The organism is Shewanella sp. Isolate11 (genome assembly GCF_022398315.1).
Lineage (GTDB): Bacteria > Pseudomonadota > Gammaproteobacteria > Enterobacterales > Shewanellaceae > Shewanella.
This window is the reverse complement of record NZ_JAKEVF010000003.1, coordinates 344697-362516: the sequence shown is the minus strand read 5'-3', so window position 1 is coordinate 362516 and position 17820 is coordinate 344697. Positions and strand designations below refer to the sequence as shown.

At 45.5% G+C, this 17820-nt stretch carries 15 protein-coding genes and 8 tRNA genes; 12 read left to right on the top strand and 11 right to left on the bottom strand.

What is annotated here, in order from left to right; genetic code table 11:
• Positions 1–34 precede the first annotated feature (34 nt).
• From nadD to leuS, 4 genes are all read right to left on the bottom strand, one after another.
• Entirely contained in the window at positions 35–679 is a 645-nt protein-coding gene (gene nadD, locus L1D21_RS10755) for a nicotinate-nucleotide adenylyltransferase (protein ID WP_239845237.1), read from the bottom strand.
• Between the two features lies 1 nt (position 680).
• A complete protein-coding gene (holA, locus tag L1D21_RS10750; protein WP_239845236.1) occupies positions 681–1712 on the bottom strand; it encodes a DNA polymerase III subunit delta in 1032 nt (343 codons plus the stop codon).
• Complete coding sequence (gene lptE, locus L1D21_RS10745) at positions 1712–2206, bottom strand: LPS assembly lipoprotein LptE (protein ID WP_239845299.1); 495 nt, start codon at positions 2204–2206, stop codon at positions 1712–1714. The genes holA and lptE overlap by 1 nt, the downstream gene beginning before the upstream one ends.
• 94 nt (positions 2207–2300) lie before the next feature.
• Complete coding sequence (leuS, locus tag L1D21_RS10740; protein ID WP_239845235.1) at positions 2301–4880, bottom strand: leucine--tRNA ligase; 2580 nt, start codon at positions 4878–4880, stop codon at positions 2301–2303.
• A gap of 127 nt (positions 4881–5007) precedes the next feature.
• Between leuS and L1D21_RS10735 the strand changes: the two genes are divergently transcribed.
• A complete protein-coding gene (locus tag L1D21_RS10735) occupies positions 5008–5508 on the top strand; it encodes a zinc ribbon-containing protein (protein ID WP_239845234.1) in 501 nt (166 codons plus the stop codon).
• A gap of 66 nt (positions 5509–5574) precedes the next feature.
• Here L1D21_RS10735 and lnt read toward each other — a convergent pair whose 3' ends face one another.
• The 6 genes from lnt to L1D21_RS10705 all read right to left on the bottom strand — a co-directional run bounded on the left by lnt (position 5575) and on the right by L1D21_RS10705 (position 11665).
• Complete coding sequence (gene lnt / locus L1D21_RS10730; RefSeq protein WP_239845233.1) at positions 5575–7155, bottom strand: apolipoprotein N-acyltransferase; 1581 nt, start codon at positions 7153–7155, stop codon at positions 5575–5577.
• A 28-nt stretch (positions 7156–7183) separates the two neighbouring features.
• Positions 7184–8059 (bottom strand): CNNM family magnesium/cobalt transport protein CorC, encoded by an 876-nt coding sequence (gene corC / locus L1D21_RS10725; protein ID WP_239845232.1) that lies wholly within the window; start codon positions 8057–8059, stop codon positions 7184–7186.
• Between the two features lie 26 nt (positions 8060–8085).
• Positions 8086–8562 (bottom strand): rRNA maturation RNase YbeY, encoded by a 477-nt coding sequence (gene ybeY / locus L1D21_RS10720; RefSeq protein WP_239845231.1) that lies wholly within the window; start codon positions 8560–8562, stop codon positions 8086–8088.
• Positions 8552–9619, bottom strand: coding sequence for a PhoH family protein (locus tag L1D21_RS10715; protein WP_239845230.1), 1068 nt, complete (start codon positions 9617–9619; stop codon positions 8552–8554). The genes ybeY and L1D21_RS10715 overlap by 11 nt, the downstream gene beginning before the upstream one ends.
• 196 nt (positions 9620–9815) lie before the next feature.
• Positions 9816–11240 carry a tRNA (N6-isopentenyl adenosine(37)-C2)-methylthiotransferase MiaB gene (gene miaB / locus L1D21_RS10710; protein WP_239845229.1) on the bottom strand — a complete coding sequence of 475 codons (1425 nt, stop codon included), beginning with the start codon at positions 11238–11240 and terminating at the stop codon, positions 9816–9818.
• A 95-nt stretch (positions 11241–11335) separates the two neighbouring features.
• Positions 11336–11665: a hypothetical protein gene (locus L1D21_RS10705; RefSeq protein ID WP_239845228.1), complete on the bottom strand. Its 330-nt coding sequence runs from the start codon at positions 11663–11665 to the stop codon at positions 11336–11338.
• A gap of 205 nt (positions 11666–11870) precedes the next feature.
• Here L1D21_RS10705 and L1D21_RS10700 point away from each other — a divergent pair, with 205 nt between their 5' ends.
• From L1D21_RS10700 to L1D21_RS10650, 11 genes are all read left to right on the top strand, one after another.
• Positions 11871–13064, top strand: coding sequence for an FAD-dependent oxidoreductase (locus L1D21_RS10700; protein WP_239845227.1), 1194 nt, complete (start codon positions 11871–11873; stop codon positions 13062–13064).
• A gap of 141 nt (positions 13065–13205) precedes the next feature.
• Positions 13206–13793, top strand: coding sequence for an aminoacyl-tRNA hydrolase (gene pth / locus L1D21_RS10695; protein ID WP_239845226.1), 588 nt, complete (start codon positions 13206–13208; stop codon positions 13791–13793).
• An 88-nt stretch (positions 13794–13881) separates the two neighbouring features.
• Positions 13882–14973 (top strand): redox-regulated ATPase YchF, encoded by a 1092-nt coding sequence (ychF, locus tag L1D21_RS10690; protein ID WP_239845225.1) that lies wholly within the window; start codon positions 13882–13884, stop codon positions 14971–14973.
• Between the two features lie 287 nt (positions 14974–15260).
• Positions 15261–15337, top strand: a tRNA-Met gene (locus tag L1D21_RS10685).
• 58 nt (positions 15338–15395) lie between these two features.
• Positions 15396–15480 (top strand) — tRNA-Leu (locus L1D21_RS10680).
• Positions 15481–15527: 47 nt separating this feature from the next.
• Positions 15528–15602: transfer RNA gene (locus L1D21_RS10675), tRNA-Gln, on the top strand.
• A gap of 56 nt (positions 15603–15658) precedes the next feature.
• Positions 15659–15733: transfer RNA gene (locus tag L1D21_RS10670), tRNA-Gln, on the top strand.
• Positions 15734–15752: 19 nt separating this feature from the next.
• A tRNA-Met gene (locus L1D21_RS10665) sits at positions 15753–15829 on the top strand.
• A gap of 125 nt (positions 15830–15954) precedes the next feature.
• Positions 15955–16039, top strand: a tRNA-Leu gene (locus L1D21_RS10660).
• Positions 16040–16090: 51 nt separating this feature from the next.
• Positions 16091–16165 (top strand) — tRNA-Gln (locus L1D21_RS10655).
• 119 nt (positions 16166–16284) lie between these two features.
• A tRNA-Leu gene (locus tag L1D21_RS10650) sits at positions 16285–16369 on the top strand.
• A gap of 494 nt (positions 16370–16863) precedes the next feature.
• On the opposite strand, the gene L1D21_RS10645 is transcribed toward L1D21_RS10650, so the two are convergent.
• Complete coding sequence (locus tag L1D21_RS10645; protein ID WP_239845224.1) at positions 16864–17811, bottom strand: ribose-phosphate pyrophosphokinase; 948 nt, start codon at positions 17809–17811, stop codon at positions 16864–16866.
• Positions 17812–17820 lie beyond the last annotated feature (9 nt).

Here is a 17820-nt window from a genome sequence, read left to right as displayed (position 1 = left end):
CGCAGAAATTATCTGGCTTTTGTAGCCGATTCCCCTAGCTAGTGTACAAGTTGTGTTGACGAATATAGTCGCTCACTACTGTCGGGATAGCATCATCTTGGAGTTGATTATTGGCCAATTGTTGACGAATTTCGGTAGAGGAATAAGGTTGTTCGGTTATGGTCACTGGCAAAATTAAGCCACTGGATTGTTGTTGAGCTTGTGCAGCGGCTAATGCGTTTTTATCACCATAATGTCGGTTTAACAATTGCTGCATTTTCGGATTATCGCTCAGTGACCAGCCGGGACGCTGACACACCACGATATGACATAAGTCGAGCAGTTGCTGCCATTGATACCAACTAGGCAAATTGATAAATGAGTCCATGCCCATGATAAACAGTAGCTGATCTTGTGGCTGCTGCTGCTTTAACGTCTGCAGAGTGGTGACCGAATAAGAGGGGCTATCGCGCTTGACTTCGATATCACACAATTTGAGTTCAGGATATTGCTGACAGACTAAGTGAGCCATCGCTAACCTGTGAGCCGTTGTACTGTTAGGTTGCTGCTTATGCGGTGGAATATGATTGGGCATCAGCCATATTTGATCTAATTCTAACGCCTGTTTGACCTCAAGCACGGGATTGATATGGCCAAAGTGGATTGGATCGAAGGTGCCGCCGAGTATGCCTATCTTCATATTAATCCAGTTCGATATGGTTCAGGTGGGCGTGAGCAGCACCATCGTAAAGCAGGCAAAGATGACTAAGGGCTGTCCAATCTTCTACGCCGTGGCGTTTTAGGCGTAATTCAATTTTAGAGGCAAAGGCAAGCATGGTTTCAATCTGTATCAGGTTTAGGCGTGACAGCGCCGCTTGATAGAGCGCCTTGCGCTTATCCCATATTCGTAACTTACTCCATAACCCTTGCAGATTCTCACCTTGTTCTTGTGCCTGTTTTAGCTGCAGTAAGGTCGAGAGCTCTTTAAATTGTCCCCATAATAAAATAGGTACTGCAACACCTTCAGCCTGCAATTGCGACAAGATATGTTGCGCCTTTTGTTGTTGATTATTCAGCAGGGCATCGGCTAATTGGAACACAGTAAAGCGCGATTGATCTTCAAAATATTGAGCCAGTTGTTGGCTGGTGATCTGTTGATTTGGATTGAGTAGCTGCAGCAGTTGTAGCGCTTGATCGGCTGCAAGCAGATTGCCTTCATAGAGGCTATAGAGCATCTGCTGGGCATCTTGGGTTAAGTTAAGCGCAAAATGCCGTATTCGCCCTTGTAACCAACGTTGAAACTGAGCGCCTTCTGGCGTAGTACAAGGAATATAGACCCCATGCTCATCAAGGCTTTTAAACCATTTGGAGCGCGTCTGTTCGCTGGCAAGTTTAGGACCCGTGAGCAATAACAATATATCGGGGTTGATGGTCTGCATCAGCGCTTGCAATTGAGCACTGCCTTCACTGCCGGGTTTTGCCTGAGGAAGGTGCAGCTCGACAATGCGGCGGCTGGCAAACAGGCTCATGGTGTGCCACTCTTCGAGTAGATCATTCCAGTTAAATCCACTTTCTTGGGTTAACTGGATTTTTTCTTCAAATCCCTGTGCTTTGGCCTGGGCATAAATGGTGGCTTTAGCGGTTTCGCACAGCCAAGGGTCATCACCAAACACCATATAACAAGGTTTGAGAGGGGAGGCTTGTTTGGTGAGTTGGTCTGGATATACCCGCATTAATTTGTCTCGATCGAGGCCAAAATTTGGATGATTTGATCTGCCGCTTGAATTCGCATTTCTTTGACTAACAGCTCCATTTCACGGCTCTTTGCTAATGCCGTGCGTGGATCGTCGAGATAATCACGATGAATATCAACATCAAAGCGCTGGCTTTCACGATTAGGGACTTGTACCGCAAACGAGACCAGATAGTTGAGCTCATATTCGGCCACATTACCTGTCGGGTAAAGCGATAAGGTGGTGCGATCTAACGAGTCTGCGATTAGACGTAATGTGGGAATATCGGTTTGGTTTTCAACCACGTTAATGCTGTTAAGTCGTAAACGTTCACGGACTAAACGAGTGAGCTCGCTGTATTCATCTTGGCTGCTCAGGTTAAGCGTCTTAAGTGCATCGGGAATAGAGTAACTACGCTGAAGTTTAAAACCGCAGCCGCTGGTGGTTAATAAGGTTAAAGTTAAAACTGCGAAACATAAACGTTTGATAAACATAGGCCTTATCATCTATTTCCTAAGCTGTAAACATAAGTTGTGAGGCTCAGTCATCGCGGTGATGACTGAGCCATTGACTACAATAATGGCGCGCTTAGTTCGCTACGATATTAAGTAGTTTGCCCGGTACATAAATCACTTTGCGTACCGTTTTACCTTCTGTGTGTTTCTGCACGCCTTCTTCGGCTAATCCTGCAGCTTCTACCGTTTCTTTATCGGCATCGGCGGCAACGGTGATTTTTGCGCGCAGCTTACCGTTTACTTGAACGATAATCAGCTTGCTGTCTTCCACCAAGGCGGACTCATCTACTTGCGGCCACTGGCTTTCCTCAATCACTTGTTCAAAGCCTAAGGCTTGCCATAGGCTAAAGCAAGTGTGTGGAATAATTGGATAAAGCAGACGTACCACGGCTGATAATGCTTCTTGCATCAGCGCTCGGTCTTGTGGGTCATCCATTGGCGCTTTCAGTAGACGGTTCATCAACTCCATCACTGACGCAATTGCGGTGTTGAACATCTGACGACGCTCGACATCATCACCAACTTTGGCGATGGTCTTGTGCAATTCACGACGCAGCTCTTTCTGTGCTGGAGTCAGAGAGGCAAGGTTGAGTTCGCTCACTGGACCTTGAGATACATGATCGTGTGCCAGTTTCCACAGCCGCTTAATAAAGCGATGTGCGCCTTCTACGCTTGACTCTTGCCATTCCAAAGTTAACTCTGGCGGCGCGGCAAACATCATAAATAGACGAACGGTATCGGCACCGTATTTGTCGACCATCTCTTGTGGATCGATACCATTGTTTTTCGACTTGGACATCTTGCTCATGCCGGTATACACCAGTTCATGTCCTTGGCTGTCTACGGCTTTTACGATACGACCTTTGTCATCAGTTTCTGTCACAGTGGCATCGTTTGGTGAAACCCAAACACGTGCACCTTTTTCATCGGTGTAGTAGAAGGCATCAGCCAATACCATTCCCTGAGTCAATAGACGTTTGGCTGGTTCATCACTGTTCACTAAGCCGATATCACGCAGCAGTTTGTGGAAGAAGCGGAAATAAAGCAGGTGCATACATGCATGTTCAATACCACCGATATATTGATCCACTGGAAGCCAATAGTTAGCTTTGGCTGGATCAAGCATCTGGTCTGCTTGCGGGCTACAGTAACGCGCGTAATACCAAGATGACTCCATGAAGGTATCGAAGGTATCCGTTTCTCTAAAGGCTTCTTGACCGTTGACTTGGGTCTTAGCCCATTCTTTGTCTGCCTTGATTGGGCTTTGGATACCATCCATAACCACATCTTCTGGCAGAACAACGGGCAGTTGATCTTCAGGCGTTGGCATCACAGTGCCATCGGCCAGTGTCACCATAGGGATTGGAGCACCCCAGTAGCGTTGACGCGATACACCCCAATCACGTAGACGGAAGTTTACTTGGCGCTTACCTTTACCTTCAGCGGTAAGTTTGGCATCGATGGCATCGAATGCAGCTTGGAAGTCAAGGCCGTCAAACTCTGCAGAATTAAACAAAATGCCTTTTTCAGTATAAGCTTCAGTGCTGATATCCAGCTCGCCATCTACTGGCTTGATCACGCCTTCGATAGCTAAACCGTACTTAGTGGCAAACTCGTAATCACGTTGATCGTGACCCGGAACCGACATCACCGCGCCAGTACCATAGTTCATCAATACAAAGTTGGCGGCCCAAATAGGCACTAGCTTACCGGTTAATGGATGCACGGCTTTAAGACCGGTATCGACACCTTTTTTCTCCATCGCAGCCATGGCCGCTTCGGTGGTGTCGGCGTTTTTACATTCTTCGATAAAGGCGGCAAGCTCAGGATTATTTGCTGCAGCTTGTTCGGCTAATGGGTGGCCTGCTGCAATGGCAACATAGGTCACGCCCATAACGGTATCGGGACGAGTGGTGTAGATATCGAAGCTTTGTTCGCTACCATCGACCTTAAAGGTCATTTCGATACCTTCACTGCGGCCAATCCAGTTACGCTGCATCGCCTTAACTTGCTCAGGCCATTCATCGAGCTGATCGATATCGTTTAGCAGTTCTTCTGCGTAGTCAGTGATCTTAATGAACCACTGTGGGATCTCTTTCTGAACCACTTGAGTGTCACAGCGCCAGCAGCAACCGTCTTGTACTTGCTCGTTCGCCAGTACGGTTTCATCATTTGGACACCAGTTTACCGAAGCGGTCTTTTTGTAGACTAAGCCCTTTTCGTACAACTTGGTGAAGAACCATTGTTCCCAACGGTAATACTCAGGTGTACAAGTGGCGATTTCACGGCTCCAATCATAACCAAAACCGAGCATTTTTAGCTGGTTCTTCATGTAGTCGATGTTTTCGTAAGTCCAAGGCGCTGGTGCGGTTTTGTTGTTAATTGCCGCATTTTCTGCTGGTAGGCCGAAAGAATCCCAACCAATAGGTTGTAATACGTTTTTGCCTTGTAAACGCTGGTAACGAGCGACGACATCGCCTATGGTGTAGTTACGGACATGGCCCATATGCAGTCGGCCCGAAGGATACGGAAACATAGAGAGGCAATAGAATTTTTCCTTGCTCTCATCTTCGGTGACTTCAAATGTTTTAGTGTCTTGCCAGTGCTGTTGCACCTTAGCTTCAATCTCTGAAGGTAGATATTGCTCTTGCATTGATGATTCCCGGCCATGCCGCTTATTATTTATTCTTCGCGCCAGATCGCGCGAGTCGCGAGTTAGATCTGCATAGAATAAACTAGAAGTGAGTCATTAAAAAGGTTCGCATGAAGGAGTATTGAACATGAGTGAAAGAAGTACTGAGTTACTGTCGCTTTATGAGGCTCTGATAGCGCAAGTTAAATTGGATTTTTCTGAAGATAATTCAAAGACAGTCAAAGAGTTATATAAGCTTGTTACCGCCAGTAAAGAATTCTTGCTGATCAAGAAGCAGGCTAAAGAAGATGAACTCGTTTTGGTGGAACATTTCTTAAAACGTGAGATCGCCAACTATTTACAAGAACAAAACGCCGAAGAGTTAAGTCACAGCCCAACCGTTATTGCTGCCGAAAATACGCTTTGGCATTGGTTGAGTGAGATCACCGACCGCAGTCAGATTGAGTGGCATGAGGTAACACAAGACATAAAACATCAAGGTTACTACAAAAGCGGTGAGATTGTGGGGCAGGGAACCTTAGTGTGCACAGGCTGTGGTCATGAGATGCGTATCGAATTTCCAGGGGTCATTCCAGATTGTCCCGAGTGCGATTGCGAGCAATTTACTCGTGAGGCGTTAGCACCATAATAACTTGGTACTGAGTGAAATTATTCATCTACAAAAAAGCGCTCAAGATGTTGAGCGCTTTGTGTATTACAGGGCTTTATGTCTACGAAGCCGATATTGTCTCAACAGAGCGATAATACAAATCCCCCAACTGAGTATTAACACCGGCCATTGCCCCCATTTTAAAAATAAGGTTTCGCCTTTTACTAGTGGGATGCTGGCATGCAGTACCGCAGTTTCAAATTGAGGCAACTTATCGGTAATTTTACCTTGTGGATTTACCACTGCGGTGACGCCATTATTGGTGGCGCGCACAAGAGGTCGCCCTAGTTCGATGGCTCGCATCTGGGCAATTTCCATGTGTTGTAATGGACCATCTGAATGACCAAACCAGGCATCATTGGATACGGTTAACAACAGCTCGGTATCATCATTGACGTTAGCCCTAAGCTGCTCGGGGAAGACTATTTCGTAACAAATCGCCGGAGCAAGTTGGTGGCCGACAGCGTTAAGATTTGGCTGTTGATAATCTCCCCGTGCAAATGACGACATGGGTAAGTTAAAAAATGGCGCGATGGGACGCAGCAAATCTTCTAAGGGAACAAACTCACCGACAGGGACCAGGTGATGTTTTCTAAATTCATTTTCGCCATTACCTTGATAATCGGGAGCATCTTGATGAGATTGATTGTAATTCCCCAACACGATAAGAGAATTATAAAACTGCTTTTGTGGGCGACTGATAATCCCTGTGATAATGGCCGCATCGTTAAGATTAGCGACTTTGTTCGCGTTATCTAAAAAGGGTTGCACCATATTTTCGGTTGCGGGAATAGCAGCTTCTGGCCAGATAAAAATATCGGTATCGTCTAAGTGGGGACGAGATAGCTCCATATATTTAAGAATGATGGGCCAAAGCTCCTCGGGCTGCCATTTCATGCTTTGCGCAATGTTCCCTTGTACTAAGGTGACTCTAACTTGTTTACCTGTCTCGTCAATAGGCGAAAGACGCTGGGCGAAATGGCTGCCGAGCAGTAATAGCGCACTGCTGACAATGATAGTCGCAGCGCGTTTAATGACAGGACGTTCGACTTGAATAAATAGCAGTGCTAAGGCACCTGCAAACATCACTACAATATAGCTAAGGCCTAACGCCCCTATTATGCTGGCAAGCGGACTTAACGGGCCGCTGGTTTGAGTATAGCCAGCCCAAAGCCATGGGAATCCTGTAATCACCCAACCTCTGGCCCACTCCATCACCACCCAAATTGCGGGGAACAACAATAGATATTTGATCGAACGCGACATGGATACTGATAACTTGGCAAGCAACATGCCTGAAATCGCATGATATAGTGCGAGATAGAGAGCCAAAAGCGCCATTAATGCTAAAGAAGCGATTAAGGGCATACCTCCGAAGTCGGCCATGCTGACATGAAGCCAGCTTATTCCGGTAGAGAAACAGCCAAAACCGAAACTCAACCAATATTTAAAAGCCTGCCTTGGCGTGAGCGATTCACTCTGCACTAAAGCAAAAGCCAGCGCGATAAAGTAGATGGGCCATATGCTATAAGGGGCAAATGAGAGTGCGGTACTGGCACCTGCCAAATAGGCAAGTACCAGTTTAAGCAGAGGCTTTTGGGCAAATGCCCTAAGTTGTTGCAGCATTAATGTCTCTAAATAAGGAATGGATAACTTAGAAGTTATCGTCTTCTGTTTGTGTATCGGGTAACTTAACTCTGAGCTGAACCAAGCGGCGGGTATCGGCGCTGATCACTTTAAATTCAATATCATCGATGATGATTTTTTCGTTACGCTCAGGAAGGTGACCAAAAGCGTGGGAGACTAAACCGCCGACAGTATCAAACTCTTCATCACTAAATTGTGTATTGAAGGTTTCGTTAAAGTCTTCGATAGGTGTCAATGCCTTAAGCATGTAGATCTGTTTACCGACTTTGCGGATCTCAGTTTCTTCGGCAGAGTCATGGTCAAATTCATCTTCGATTTCCCCGACAATCTCTTCGAGAATATCTTCAATGGTGACTAGGCCTGAAACACCGCCATATTCGTCGACAACAATCGCCATATGATAGCGTTGTGAGCGGAATTCTTTGAGTAATACATCGACCCTTTTGCTTTCGGGTACCACAACGGCGGGACGAATAACTTGTTCGAGTGAGAAAGGTTCATCGCTGTTTTTAAAGCCATACTGAAGCAGATCTTTGGCCAGCAAAATGCCTTCGATATGATCTTTATCTTCATTGACTACGGGGAAGCGAGAATGTGCCGAGCCGATAACCGTCGATAGCAGTTCTTCTACCGTGTTATCTATCTTTAGCGCCACAATTTGTGCTCGTGGGATCATGATGTCACGCACGCGCAGATCGGAGACTTCTAAAACACCTTTAATCATTTCGCGAGTATCTTCGCTGATCACTTCTCGTTGTTCAGCGTCGTGGATCACCTCCACTAGTTCATCGCGATTTTGTGGTTCGCCCTGGAATAACTGACTTACTTTTTCTAACCAGCCCTTCTTGTGGGCGTTGGTACTCGGTGGGATATCATCACTCATAGTTATTTCCTGACCAAAATGGTCAATCATTGCTCCTTATAAGGATTAGGAAAGCCTAGGCTTTCAATTAGTTGAGTCTCTAACGACTCCATCTCTTCTGCTTCAGTTTCATCGATGTGATCATACCCTAGCAGATGAAGACAACCATGTACAACCATGTGCGCCCAGTGGGCTTCTAAGGGCTTGTTTTGGCTGCTAGCTTCCGCTTCGACCACAGGCACACAGATCACCAAATCGCCAAGCAGTGGAAGTTCAACCTCGGGTGGCGATTCGAAAGGGAAGGATAGCACATTTGTCGGCTTATCCTTACCGCGATAAGTGTGATTTAACTGCTGGCTCTCAGCCACGTCAACCAAGCGTATCGTCAGCTCGGCTTCAGGCATGGTTTGATCCAATGCTAAACGCACCCAAGTTTCAAATTGTGTTTGAGTGGGCAGCCTATTACTGTCGATGGCGATTTGTAGATCTAAAGCGAGATCAATAGCTTGCTGTTTATGCGTCATTATGCTCGCTTCCTTGCATGCTGGTCTCTGGCGTATATCGAGCTTGACGTTCGCTATCTCGCTTGGCTTTTTCGCTGGCCTGCTTCTGTTCGTGAACTTCATAGGCTTCGACGATACGGGCAACCACAGGATGGCGCACAACATCTTTAGCTTGGAAGAAGTTAAAGCTAACTTCATCAACCTGACTCAATACCTCGATGGCATGACGTAGGCCAGATTTTTGGCTTTTCGGTAAATCGATTTGGGTAATATCACCGGTGATCACGGCTCGAGAGTTAAAGCCAATACGAGTCAAAAACATCTTCATCTGTTCGACTGTGGTGTTTTGGCTCTCATCTAGGATGATAAAGGCATCGTTTAAGGTACGGCCGCGCATATAGGCTAAAGGAGCGACTTCAATCACGCTACGCTCAATTAAACGCTCAACCTTTTCAAAGCCCATCATTTCAAACAGGGCGTCATATAAAGGACGTAAATAGGGATCGACCTTCTGACTTAAATCTCCTGGTAGGAATCCAAGTTTCTCACCGGCTTCTACCGCAGGACGGGTCAGCAAAATACGTCTGACTTCTTGGCGTTCTAGAGCATCTACCGCCGCCGCAACCGCAAGGTAAGTTTTACCAGTTCCAGCAGGGCCAATACCAAAGCTGATATCGTGGCGAACAATATTGGCCACATAATCGCTTTGATTTGGGTTTCTGGGTTTGATCACGCCGCGTTTGGTCTTGATATACAACTCTTTGTCATCGCGAGGGGCTTCAGCCTCAATGGCGATAGCTTGTTGAATGGCGACATGAACTGTATCGGGTTCGAGATCGGGCGTGCTACCACGAACCGGTTGAGTCTCGATATAGAGCTCTTTTAATAAGTTGTTGACAGTAAGACAGTTTCTAGCTTGGCCGACAATTTGAAAATGATTGTTGCGGTAATTAATTTCGACGCCGATACGACGTTCTAATTGTTTGATATTGTCATCAAAAGGGCCGCAAAGAGACGCAAGTCTGCGGGTATCAGAAGGCTCTAAATACAGATTAAGAGTGGTTAATTTATTTGACAAAAATAACTCCAAATGATGTTTGTCTTTAGCCACGAAAAAGTGAACGGCTGTGTTACACAGTTTACGAGGCATTAAGGTTAAATGCTAACCCTAATTTGTCGAAAATGATTTGCTAAATATTACGGTATATTGCAATAAAAAAGCGACTGTAGTGGCAGTCGCTTTTCGCTAACCTATGACGCTGTGATATCAGCGTTTAAGGGATATATTGGGTAACCCCTAATTCATCATCTTTCTTATGCTTAGCTAAGATATCCGATGGACGTAGATCGCGACGTAAATCCATTTCATCTTCACCACGGATAAAGTTACCGCGCAGTGAGTTTGTATACACATCAACAATCTCAACGTCGACAAAGCTACCAATATGCTTAGGATCACCTTCGAAATTCACCACTCGGTTATTTTCGGTGCGACCACGCAGCTCCATTGGGTTTTTCACCGATGGACCTTCAACTAAGATGCGCTGTACTGTGCCTAACATCTGGCGGCTGTAACGCATTGCTTGTTGAGTGATGCGGTCTTGCAATATGGCTAGGCGCTCTTTCTTTTCTTCCATTGATACATCATCAGGCAGATCTGCCGCAGGTGTACCAGGACGTGCGCTGTAGATGAAGCTAAAGCTGTGATCAAATTGAACATCTTCAATCAGTTTCATGGTGTCGGCGAAGTCTTGTTTAGACTCACCCGGGAAACCAATAATGAAGTCAGAACTGATTTGAATATCAGGACGCGCTTTACGGAGACGACGGATGATCGACTTATATTCGATGGCCATATGGCCACGTTTCATTTGTGTCAGGATCAGATCCGAACCCGATTGTACTGGTAAGTGGAGGAAACTCACTAATTCTGGCGTGTCTTCATACACATCGATAATGTCTTGAGTAAACTCAATGGGGTGGCTAGTGGTAAAACGAATACGGTCGATACCGTCAATTGCCGCCACATAGCGAAGTAGTTCTGCAAAAGTACAGATATCATCGTCATGAGTCGCACCGCGATATGCGTTTACGTTTTGTCCAAGCAGGTTAACTTCACGTACACCTTGTTCGGCTAGCTGGGCGATTTCAAGGATCACATCGTCGACGGGACGGCTGACTTCTTCACCTCGGGTGTAAGGCACCACGCAGAAAGAGCAGTATTTGCTACAGCCTTCCATAATAGAGACGAACGCGCTCGGTCCCTCGGCGCGAGGCTCTGGTAGGCGATCAAATTTCTCAATTTCTGGAAAGCTCACGTCGATAACGGCTTTTCCGCCTTGCTGGATCTGCTCGATCATCTCAGGTAAACGGTGCAAGGTTTGTGGACCAAAGATAAGGTCAACACATTGAGCGCGCTCTTTAATCGCCTTGCCTTCTTGCGAGGCAACACAGCCACCGACACCTATGATGAGGTTCGGGTTTTTATCTTTTAATGTCTTCCATCGACCAAGCTGATGGAACACTTTTTCTTGTGCTTTTTCACGAATAGAACAGGTATTTAAAAGCAGTACATCTGCTTCCTCTGCTTCCTCGGTTAAGGTATAACCTTGGTAATCGTCTAGTAGGTCGGCCATCTTTGATGAGTCGTACTCATTCATCTGACAGCCCCAAGTTTTAATATGGAGTTTCTTACTCATCAGTTTGCGCCGTGTTGCATTACTGGGAAAAATAGCGCGATATTTTACCCTTTGAGGCGCACGCTGGCTAGCGTTTGCACGTTATATGTTAAAAATTACTTTGGTGCGGTGTTGTTAGCCTTTGCTAATAAAGCCATTTCACTGAAATCATTCTCGGCGATGTGAGCCGCACTGAAGGCTTCATACATTGCTTGGCTACTTCGACGGGCTTGATAGCTAATGCTCGAATCTATCTCCATTCTAAACTGATTCAGTAATTCAACCGTATATTGATGTAGGGCATAATCGAACGGTGAACGATAAGTTATAGTAATGGTTTCCATCTCTGCTGTAGCATTTATGAATGTTGCGTCGGTTGATGCGGCGTATACGTTGGGTAACAATGAAGCACTCATTAATAGGCCGACTAAAATTGCACTTTTCATATGACACTCCGTGACATAATGGGGGGTGTAAACTTAGGTTTGATTTAAGCCTATTCTTGTAGGCTCAGGTGCAGTGTAGAAAAGAAACATCGACACGGATTGTGGGCTTTGTAACCAATTATGAGTATGTGAGCTGTCAGTCACATTTGTACACGTATTAAATACAATAGAAACAAATTAAGTAAAAAATGGAGTGATTCTTAGGGTGAGTCAGCATCAAAACCAATTTTTAACCAAGGATGTGGTGATTTTAGGCGGTGGTATGGTCGGAGCCGCAACGGCTATCGGCCTGGCGCAACTCGGGCTGTCTGTGGCGCTGGTTGAAGCATTTGAACCTAAAGCCTTTAGTCCAGAGCAGCCGCTGGATTTACGTGTTTCAGCCATTAGTGTTGCCTCGGAAAAATTACTCGAACGTCTTGGGGCTCTTGAGGCTATCGCCTCAATGCGGCAAGTCGCCTATAAAGGATTAGAAACCTGGGAGATGGAAGGCTTTATTACCCAGTTCCACAGCGATCAAATTGGTGCGACTCATCTTGGTCATATCGTTGAAAATCGCGTGATCCAACTTGCGCTGTGGCAAGCCTGTAAAGGTTATGACAATTTACAATTGATCTGCCCAGCCAAAGTGAGCCAATTTGAGCGTATAGACAACGGCATTAAACTGCATTTAGATAATCAACAGATCATAGAGACTCGATTACTGGTGGGTGCCGATGGGGCTAACTCGCAAGTACGTCAGTGGGCGGGTATTGGTATCACTGGCTGGGACTATGCTCAATCTGCGATGTTGATCAATATTGAAACAGAGCTCCCAGAGCAAGATGTTACCTGGCAACAGTTTACGCCGAAAGGCCCCCGTTCTTTGTTGCCATTGCCGGGAAATAATGCCTCCTTAGTTTGGTACGATGATGCTAATCGCATTGCGCAACTGTCGAGCTTAAATTCTACTGCGTTGGCTGAACAGATTAAGCAGGTATTTCCACAGCGACTCGATCGCAGCTTTAAGGTGATTAACCATGGCTGCTTTAAACTTACCCGCCGTCATGCGCAGCGCTATTATGATGATAACTTAGTGATCTTAGGTGATGCGGCCCATACGATAAATCCGTTAGCTGGGCAGGGGGTAAACCTAGGTTTTAAAGATGTGGCCGCATTAATATCTTGCTTTGAAGAGGCGATTAAACAGCAGCAGAGCTGGTGGACTAATGAGTTATTAGCCAAGTATCAAGCCAGCCGTTATCGTGATAATCAGCTGATGATGACCACCATGGATCTGTTTTACGCCAGCTTCAGTAACGATCTATTGCCGCTGAAATTATTGCGTAATTCGGCGCTTAAAGTGGCTAATATCGACTCACCGATTAAGCGGCAAGTGCTCAAATATGCCATGGGGTTGTAACCATATTTCTTTATAATTCCTTCTGAAATAAAGCCCTTAATCAGTCTTGATAAGGGCTTTATTTTATCGGATTTGTTGCAATGGCAGCCCCGTGCTAAAATGCCGCGTTTTTTATGCGTTTGCGAGATAGGCATAGGTTAAATGAGCAATATTAAACTGATTGTTGGGCTTGCTAATCCGGGCGACAAATATGAACAAACAAGACATAACGCCGGGGCTTGGTACGTCAACGAGCTAGCGCGTGTTTGTGGCGTTTCATTAGTTGCAGACAGTAAATATTATGGCCTGACTGCAAGAGCAACCTTATTTGGTCACGATGTCCGCTTGCTGATCCCGACCACTTTTATGAATCTCAGTGGTAAATCGGTTGCCGCCTTGGCTAATTTCTTTCGCATTAAACCGGAAGAAATTCTAGTCGCCCACGATGAGCTAGACATGCCTCCTGGTGTGGCTAAATTTAAACTCGGTGGCGGCCACGGCGGACATAACGGTTTAAAAGATATTATTGCTAAACTTGCCAATGATAAAAACTTCTATCGTTTGCGCATTGGTATTGGTCATCCTGGTGACAAAAGTTTGGTGAGCAATTTTGTATTAAGTAAGGCGCCGCAAGTAGAGCAGCGTCTTATCGAAGAAGTGGTCGATGAGGCCGTTCGTTCGACAGAAGTCCTATTTAAAGAAGATATGAGTAAGGCGATGCATCGTCTGCATTCATATAAAGCAGGTTAATTACAACGCTGTTGGCGCTAAGGCCTGCAGATGTGAACAGCATTATTATTGGTTCGGCCGATAATACTTATTGAATAAAGGTAAAAGTATGGGTTTTAAATGTGGCATCGTTGGCCTACCAAACGTAGGTAAATCGACACTGTTCAATGCATTAACTAAAGCGGGTATCGAAGCGTCGAACTTCCCCTTCTGTACTATTGAACCTAACACCGGTGTGGTGCCAGTGCCCGATCTACGCTTAGAAGCGTTGGCAGAAATTGTTAAACCTGAGCGTGTCTTACCGACAACCATGGAGTTTGTGGATATCGCAGGCTTGGTAGCCGGTGCATCTAAAGGTGAAGGTTTAGGTAACAAGTTCCTGGCTAACATCCGTGAAACTGACGCGATTGGCCATGTTGTTCGTTGTTTCGAAGACGATAACATTGTTCACGTTGCTAACAAGGTATCGCCTGCAAGTGATATCGAAGTGATCAACACCGAATTGGCGCTGGCTGATTTAGATTCTTGTGAGCGCGCCATCATTCGTCAGCAAAAACGTGCCAAAGGCGGCGATCAAGAAGCTAAGTTTGAAGTTAGCGTACTGGAAAAAATGCGTCCAGTATTGGACGAAGGCAATATGCTACGTTCAATGGATCTAACTAAAGAAGAGTTAGCGGCAGTTCACTATCTTAACTTCCTGACGTTAAAGCCAACTATGTATATTGCTAACGTTGCCGAAGATGGCTTTGAAAACAATCCTCATCTTGATGCGGTTCGCGAAATTGCGGCAGCTGAAAATGCGGTTGTAGTACCAGTTTGTGCGGCAATCGAATCTGAACTTGCTGAGATGGACGCCGAAGACCGAGATGAGTTTATGGCTGATTTGGGGCTGGAAGAGCCTGGTTTAGATCGCGTTATCCGTGCCGGTTATGAGCTATTAGATTTACACACTTACTTTACTGCAGGTGTAAAAGAAGTTCGCGCTTGGACTGTTCGTGTTGGTGCATGTGCACCGCAAGCCGCAGGTGTGATCCACACCGATTTCGAACGTGGTTTCATTCGTGCTCAAGTGATGTCATACGACGACTTTATCCAATATAAAGGTGAAGCCGGTGCTAAAGAAGCGGGTAAATTACGTGTCGAAGGTAAGACCTATGTGGTTAAAGATGGCGATGTAATGCATTTCTTGTTTAACGTTTAAGTGACGAGATAAACCTAAAATCATTGGCGTTCTCGCCGTGCTTTTGATTAACGACTCAAGTAGAACCTTGGGTCGTTTTTATTTTGTAAACATAGCGGTTTAGCTAAGTTAATCGTCTGAAATCGCCATTTTCACACTTTTATTGGATAAGCCTCGCTCACTTTGGTGAGTTTATAAGCGAATGGATCTCATAGTTTAAAATAGCGAAAAAAAGCTGTTGACCTGCATACGCTGAATAAGCATAATACGCCCCGTTCCTCAGCAAGAGGGGCAAGATCCAAATAGATGGCAATGTAGCTCAGCTGGTTAGAGCACAGCACTCATAATGCTGGGGTCGCAGGTTCAAGTCCCGCCATTGCTACCATCTATTTAAGATGTATATTTGGATTATCTTTATCAGGATATAAAATTGATAACTCCGTGCGGGAGTGGTGGAATTGGTAGACACGCCAGATTTAGGTTCTGGTGCCGCAAGGTGTGAGAGTTCAAGTCTCTCCTCCCGTACCATTATTTTTAGCTAGTGATATATTTTCATTAGCTTGAAGCAGATTGATTGGGGTATCGCCAAGCGGTAAGGCACCGGGTTTTGATCTCGGCATTCCCAGGTTCGAATCCTGGTACCCCAGCCATTTTTTCAGTGTAAATTTTTCTGGATTAATGCTTATCTAAATCGCTTCAACAGTTTTGGGGTATCGCCAAGCGGTAAGGCACCGGGTTTTGATCTCGGCATCCCCAGGTTCGAATCCTGGTACCCCAGCCATTTATCGAAAGGTAAATGTGGCAATGTAGCTCAGCTGGTTAGAGCACAGCACTCATAATGCTGGGGTCGCAGGTTCAAGTCCCGCCATTGCTACCATCTTTTCAGTTACAGCTGATTAGATCTTTTCAGTTACGACTGACAAGATAAATAAAGTAGCAAGTTGGAACTAACTCCCGACAATATGGCTACCATCTTTATCAGGATGTAAAACTAGACGTAGTGCGGGAATGGTGGAATTGGTAGACACGCCAGATTTAGGTTCTGGTGCCGCAAGGTGTGAGAGTTCAAGTCTCTCTTCCCGTACCATTTATTTTTAGTTAGTGATACTCTTGTTGCTAACCTAAAGCGAAAGCTTATTGGGGTATCGCCAAGCGGTAAGGCACCGGGTTTTGATCTCGGCATCCCCAGGTTCGAATCCTGGTACCCCAGCCATATTTATCTTTATCAGGATATAAAACTGATACATGCGAGGAGTGGTGGTGTTTGAACTTAGCTAGACACGCCAGATGATGAACTCGTTATCTTTATCAGGATATAAAACTAGACGCAGTGCGGGAGTGGTGGAATTGGTAGACACGCCAGATTTAGGTTCTGGTGCCGCAAGGTGTGAGAGTTCAAGTCTCTCCTCCCGTACCATTATTTAATAAAAAGCCTGTCTTGTAGACAGGCTTTTTTATTGCCCTTTTGCGTACTAAATCACAGCAAGCACATGCTTTAGCCTACCTCATGCACCTTATAGTCTATTTCTAGCCCTTCTTTACCCGCTCGATGCCTAGGCTTCTTTTTCGCAATTTCAAAGATAATACTAATCAGCATAAGGATGTCATCGTTCAGTTAGAATCTAGCGATTCTGAGGGAAGGGGGGAGCACATAGTTATTCTACGGTCAAACTCGTTAATATGGCATCAGAAGTGCTAAACCCGCCTGTTAGGCATATTTTTAGCTTTCTACTTCTACGTTGAATGGTCCCATAAGGAATAACCAATCCATAATCCATTCGCCTTGAATGAGTTGCCAAGAAGCTCTTTCTTATGCTGATTGGAATTAATCGTCTTATTGAAAATGAGCCAATAAAAAACGCACTCGATTGAGTGCGTTTTTTGTGTGGCAAAGTCAGTAACTATTAATAATTACTGCTTAAACATCGCAGAAATTGACTCTTCATTGCTTACACGACGAATCGCTTCGGCCATCACGGTAGACATAGTTAACTGAGTGACTTTATCTAGTGCTGCGATTTCAGGGCTTAGCGGAATAGTATCGGTCACAATGACTTCATCAATTACTGATTCAGCAATATTTTTCGCTGCATTACCTGAGAATACAGGGTGAGTAGCATAAGCAAATACACGGTTTGCGCCATGCTCTTTCAGTGCTTCAGCCGCTTTACATAAAGTACCGCCTGTATCGATCATGTCATCGACTATGATGCAATCACGGCCCTGAACATCACCTATGATATGCATAACCTGCGCTACGTTGGCTTGAGGACGACGCTTATCGATGATTGCTAAATCTGAATCATCAAGCAGTTTCGCTACAGCACGAGCACGTACTACACCACCGATATCAGGAGAAACAACAACCGGGTTGTCGAGTTTTTTTCCTAGCATATCTTCTAGCAGTACAGGGCTACCAAATACGTTATCTACTGGCACATCGAAGAAACCTTGGATCTGCTCAGCGTGAAGGTCACAAGTCAATACGCGGTCAACACCAACGCTTGATAGGAAGTCTGCAACCACTTTAGCGGTAATAGGGACACGAGCACTACGAACACGACGGTCTTGTCGTGCATAACCAAAGTAAGGAATAACCGCAGTAATGCGGCCAGCCGATGCACGACGTAATGCATCAACCATCACGATAAGTTCCATTAAGTTATCGTTAGTTGGTGCGCAAGTAGACTGGATGATAAACACATCCGCCCCACGTACATTTTCGTTAATCTGGACACTGATTTCACCGTCGCTGAACACGCCAACCACTGCGTCTCCAAGTTTACAAAATAGACGATCGGCTATCTTCTTTGCGAGACTAGGGGTTGCGTTACCGGCAAATAGTTTAATGTCAGGCACTGTATGGAC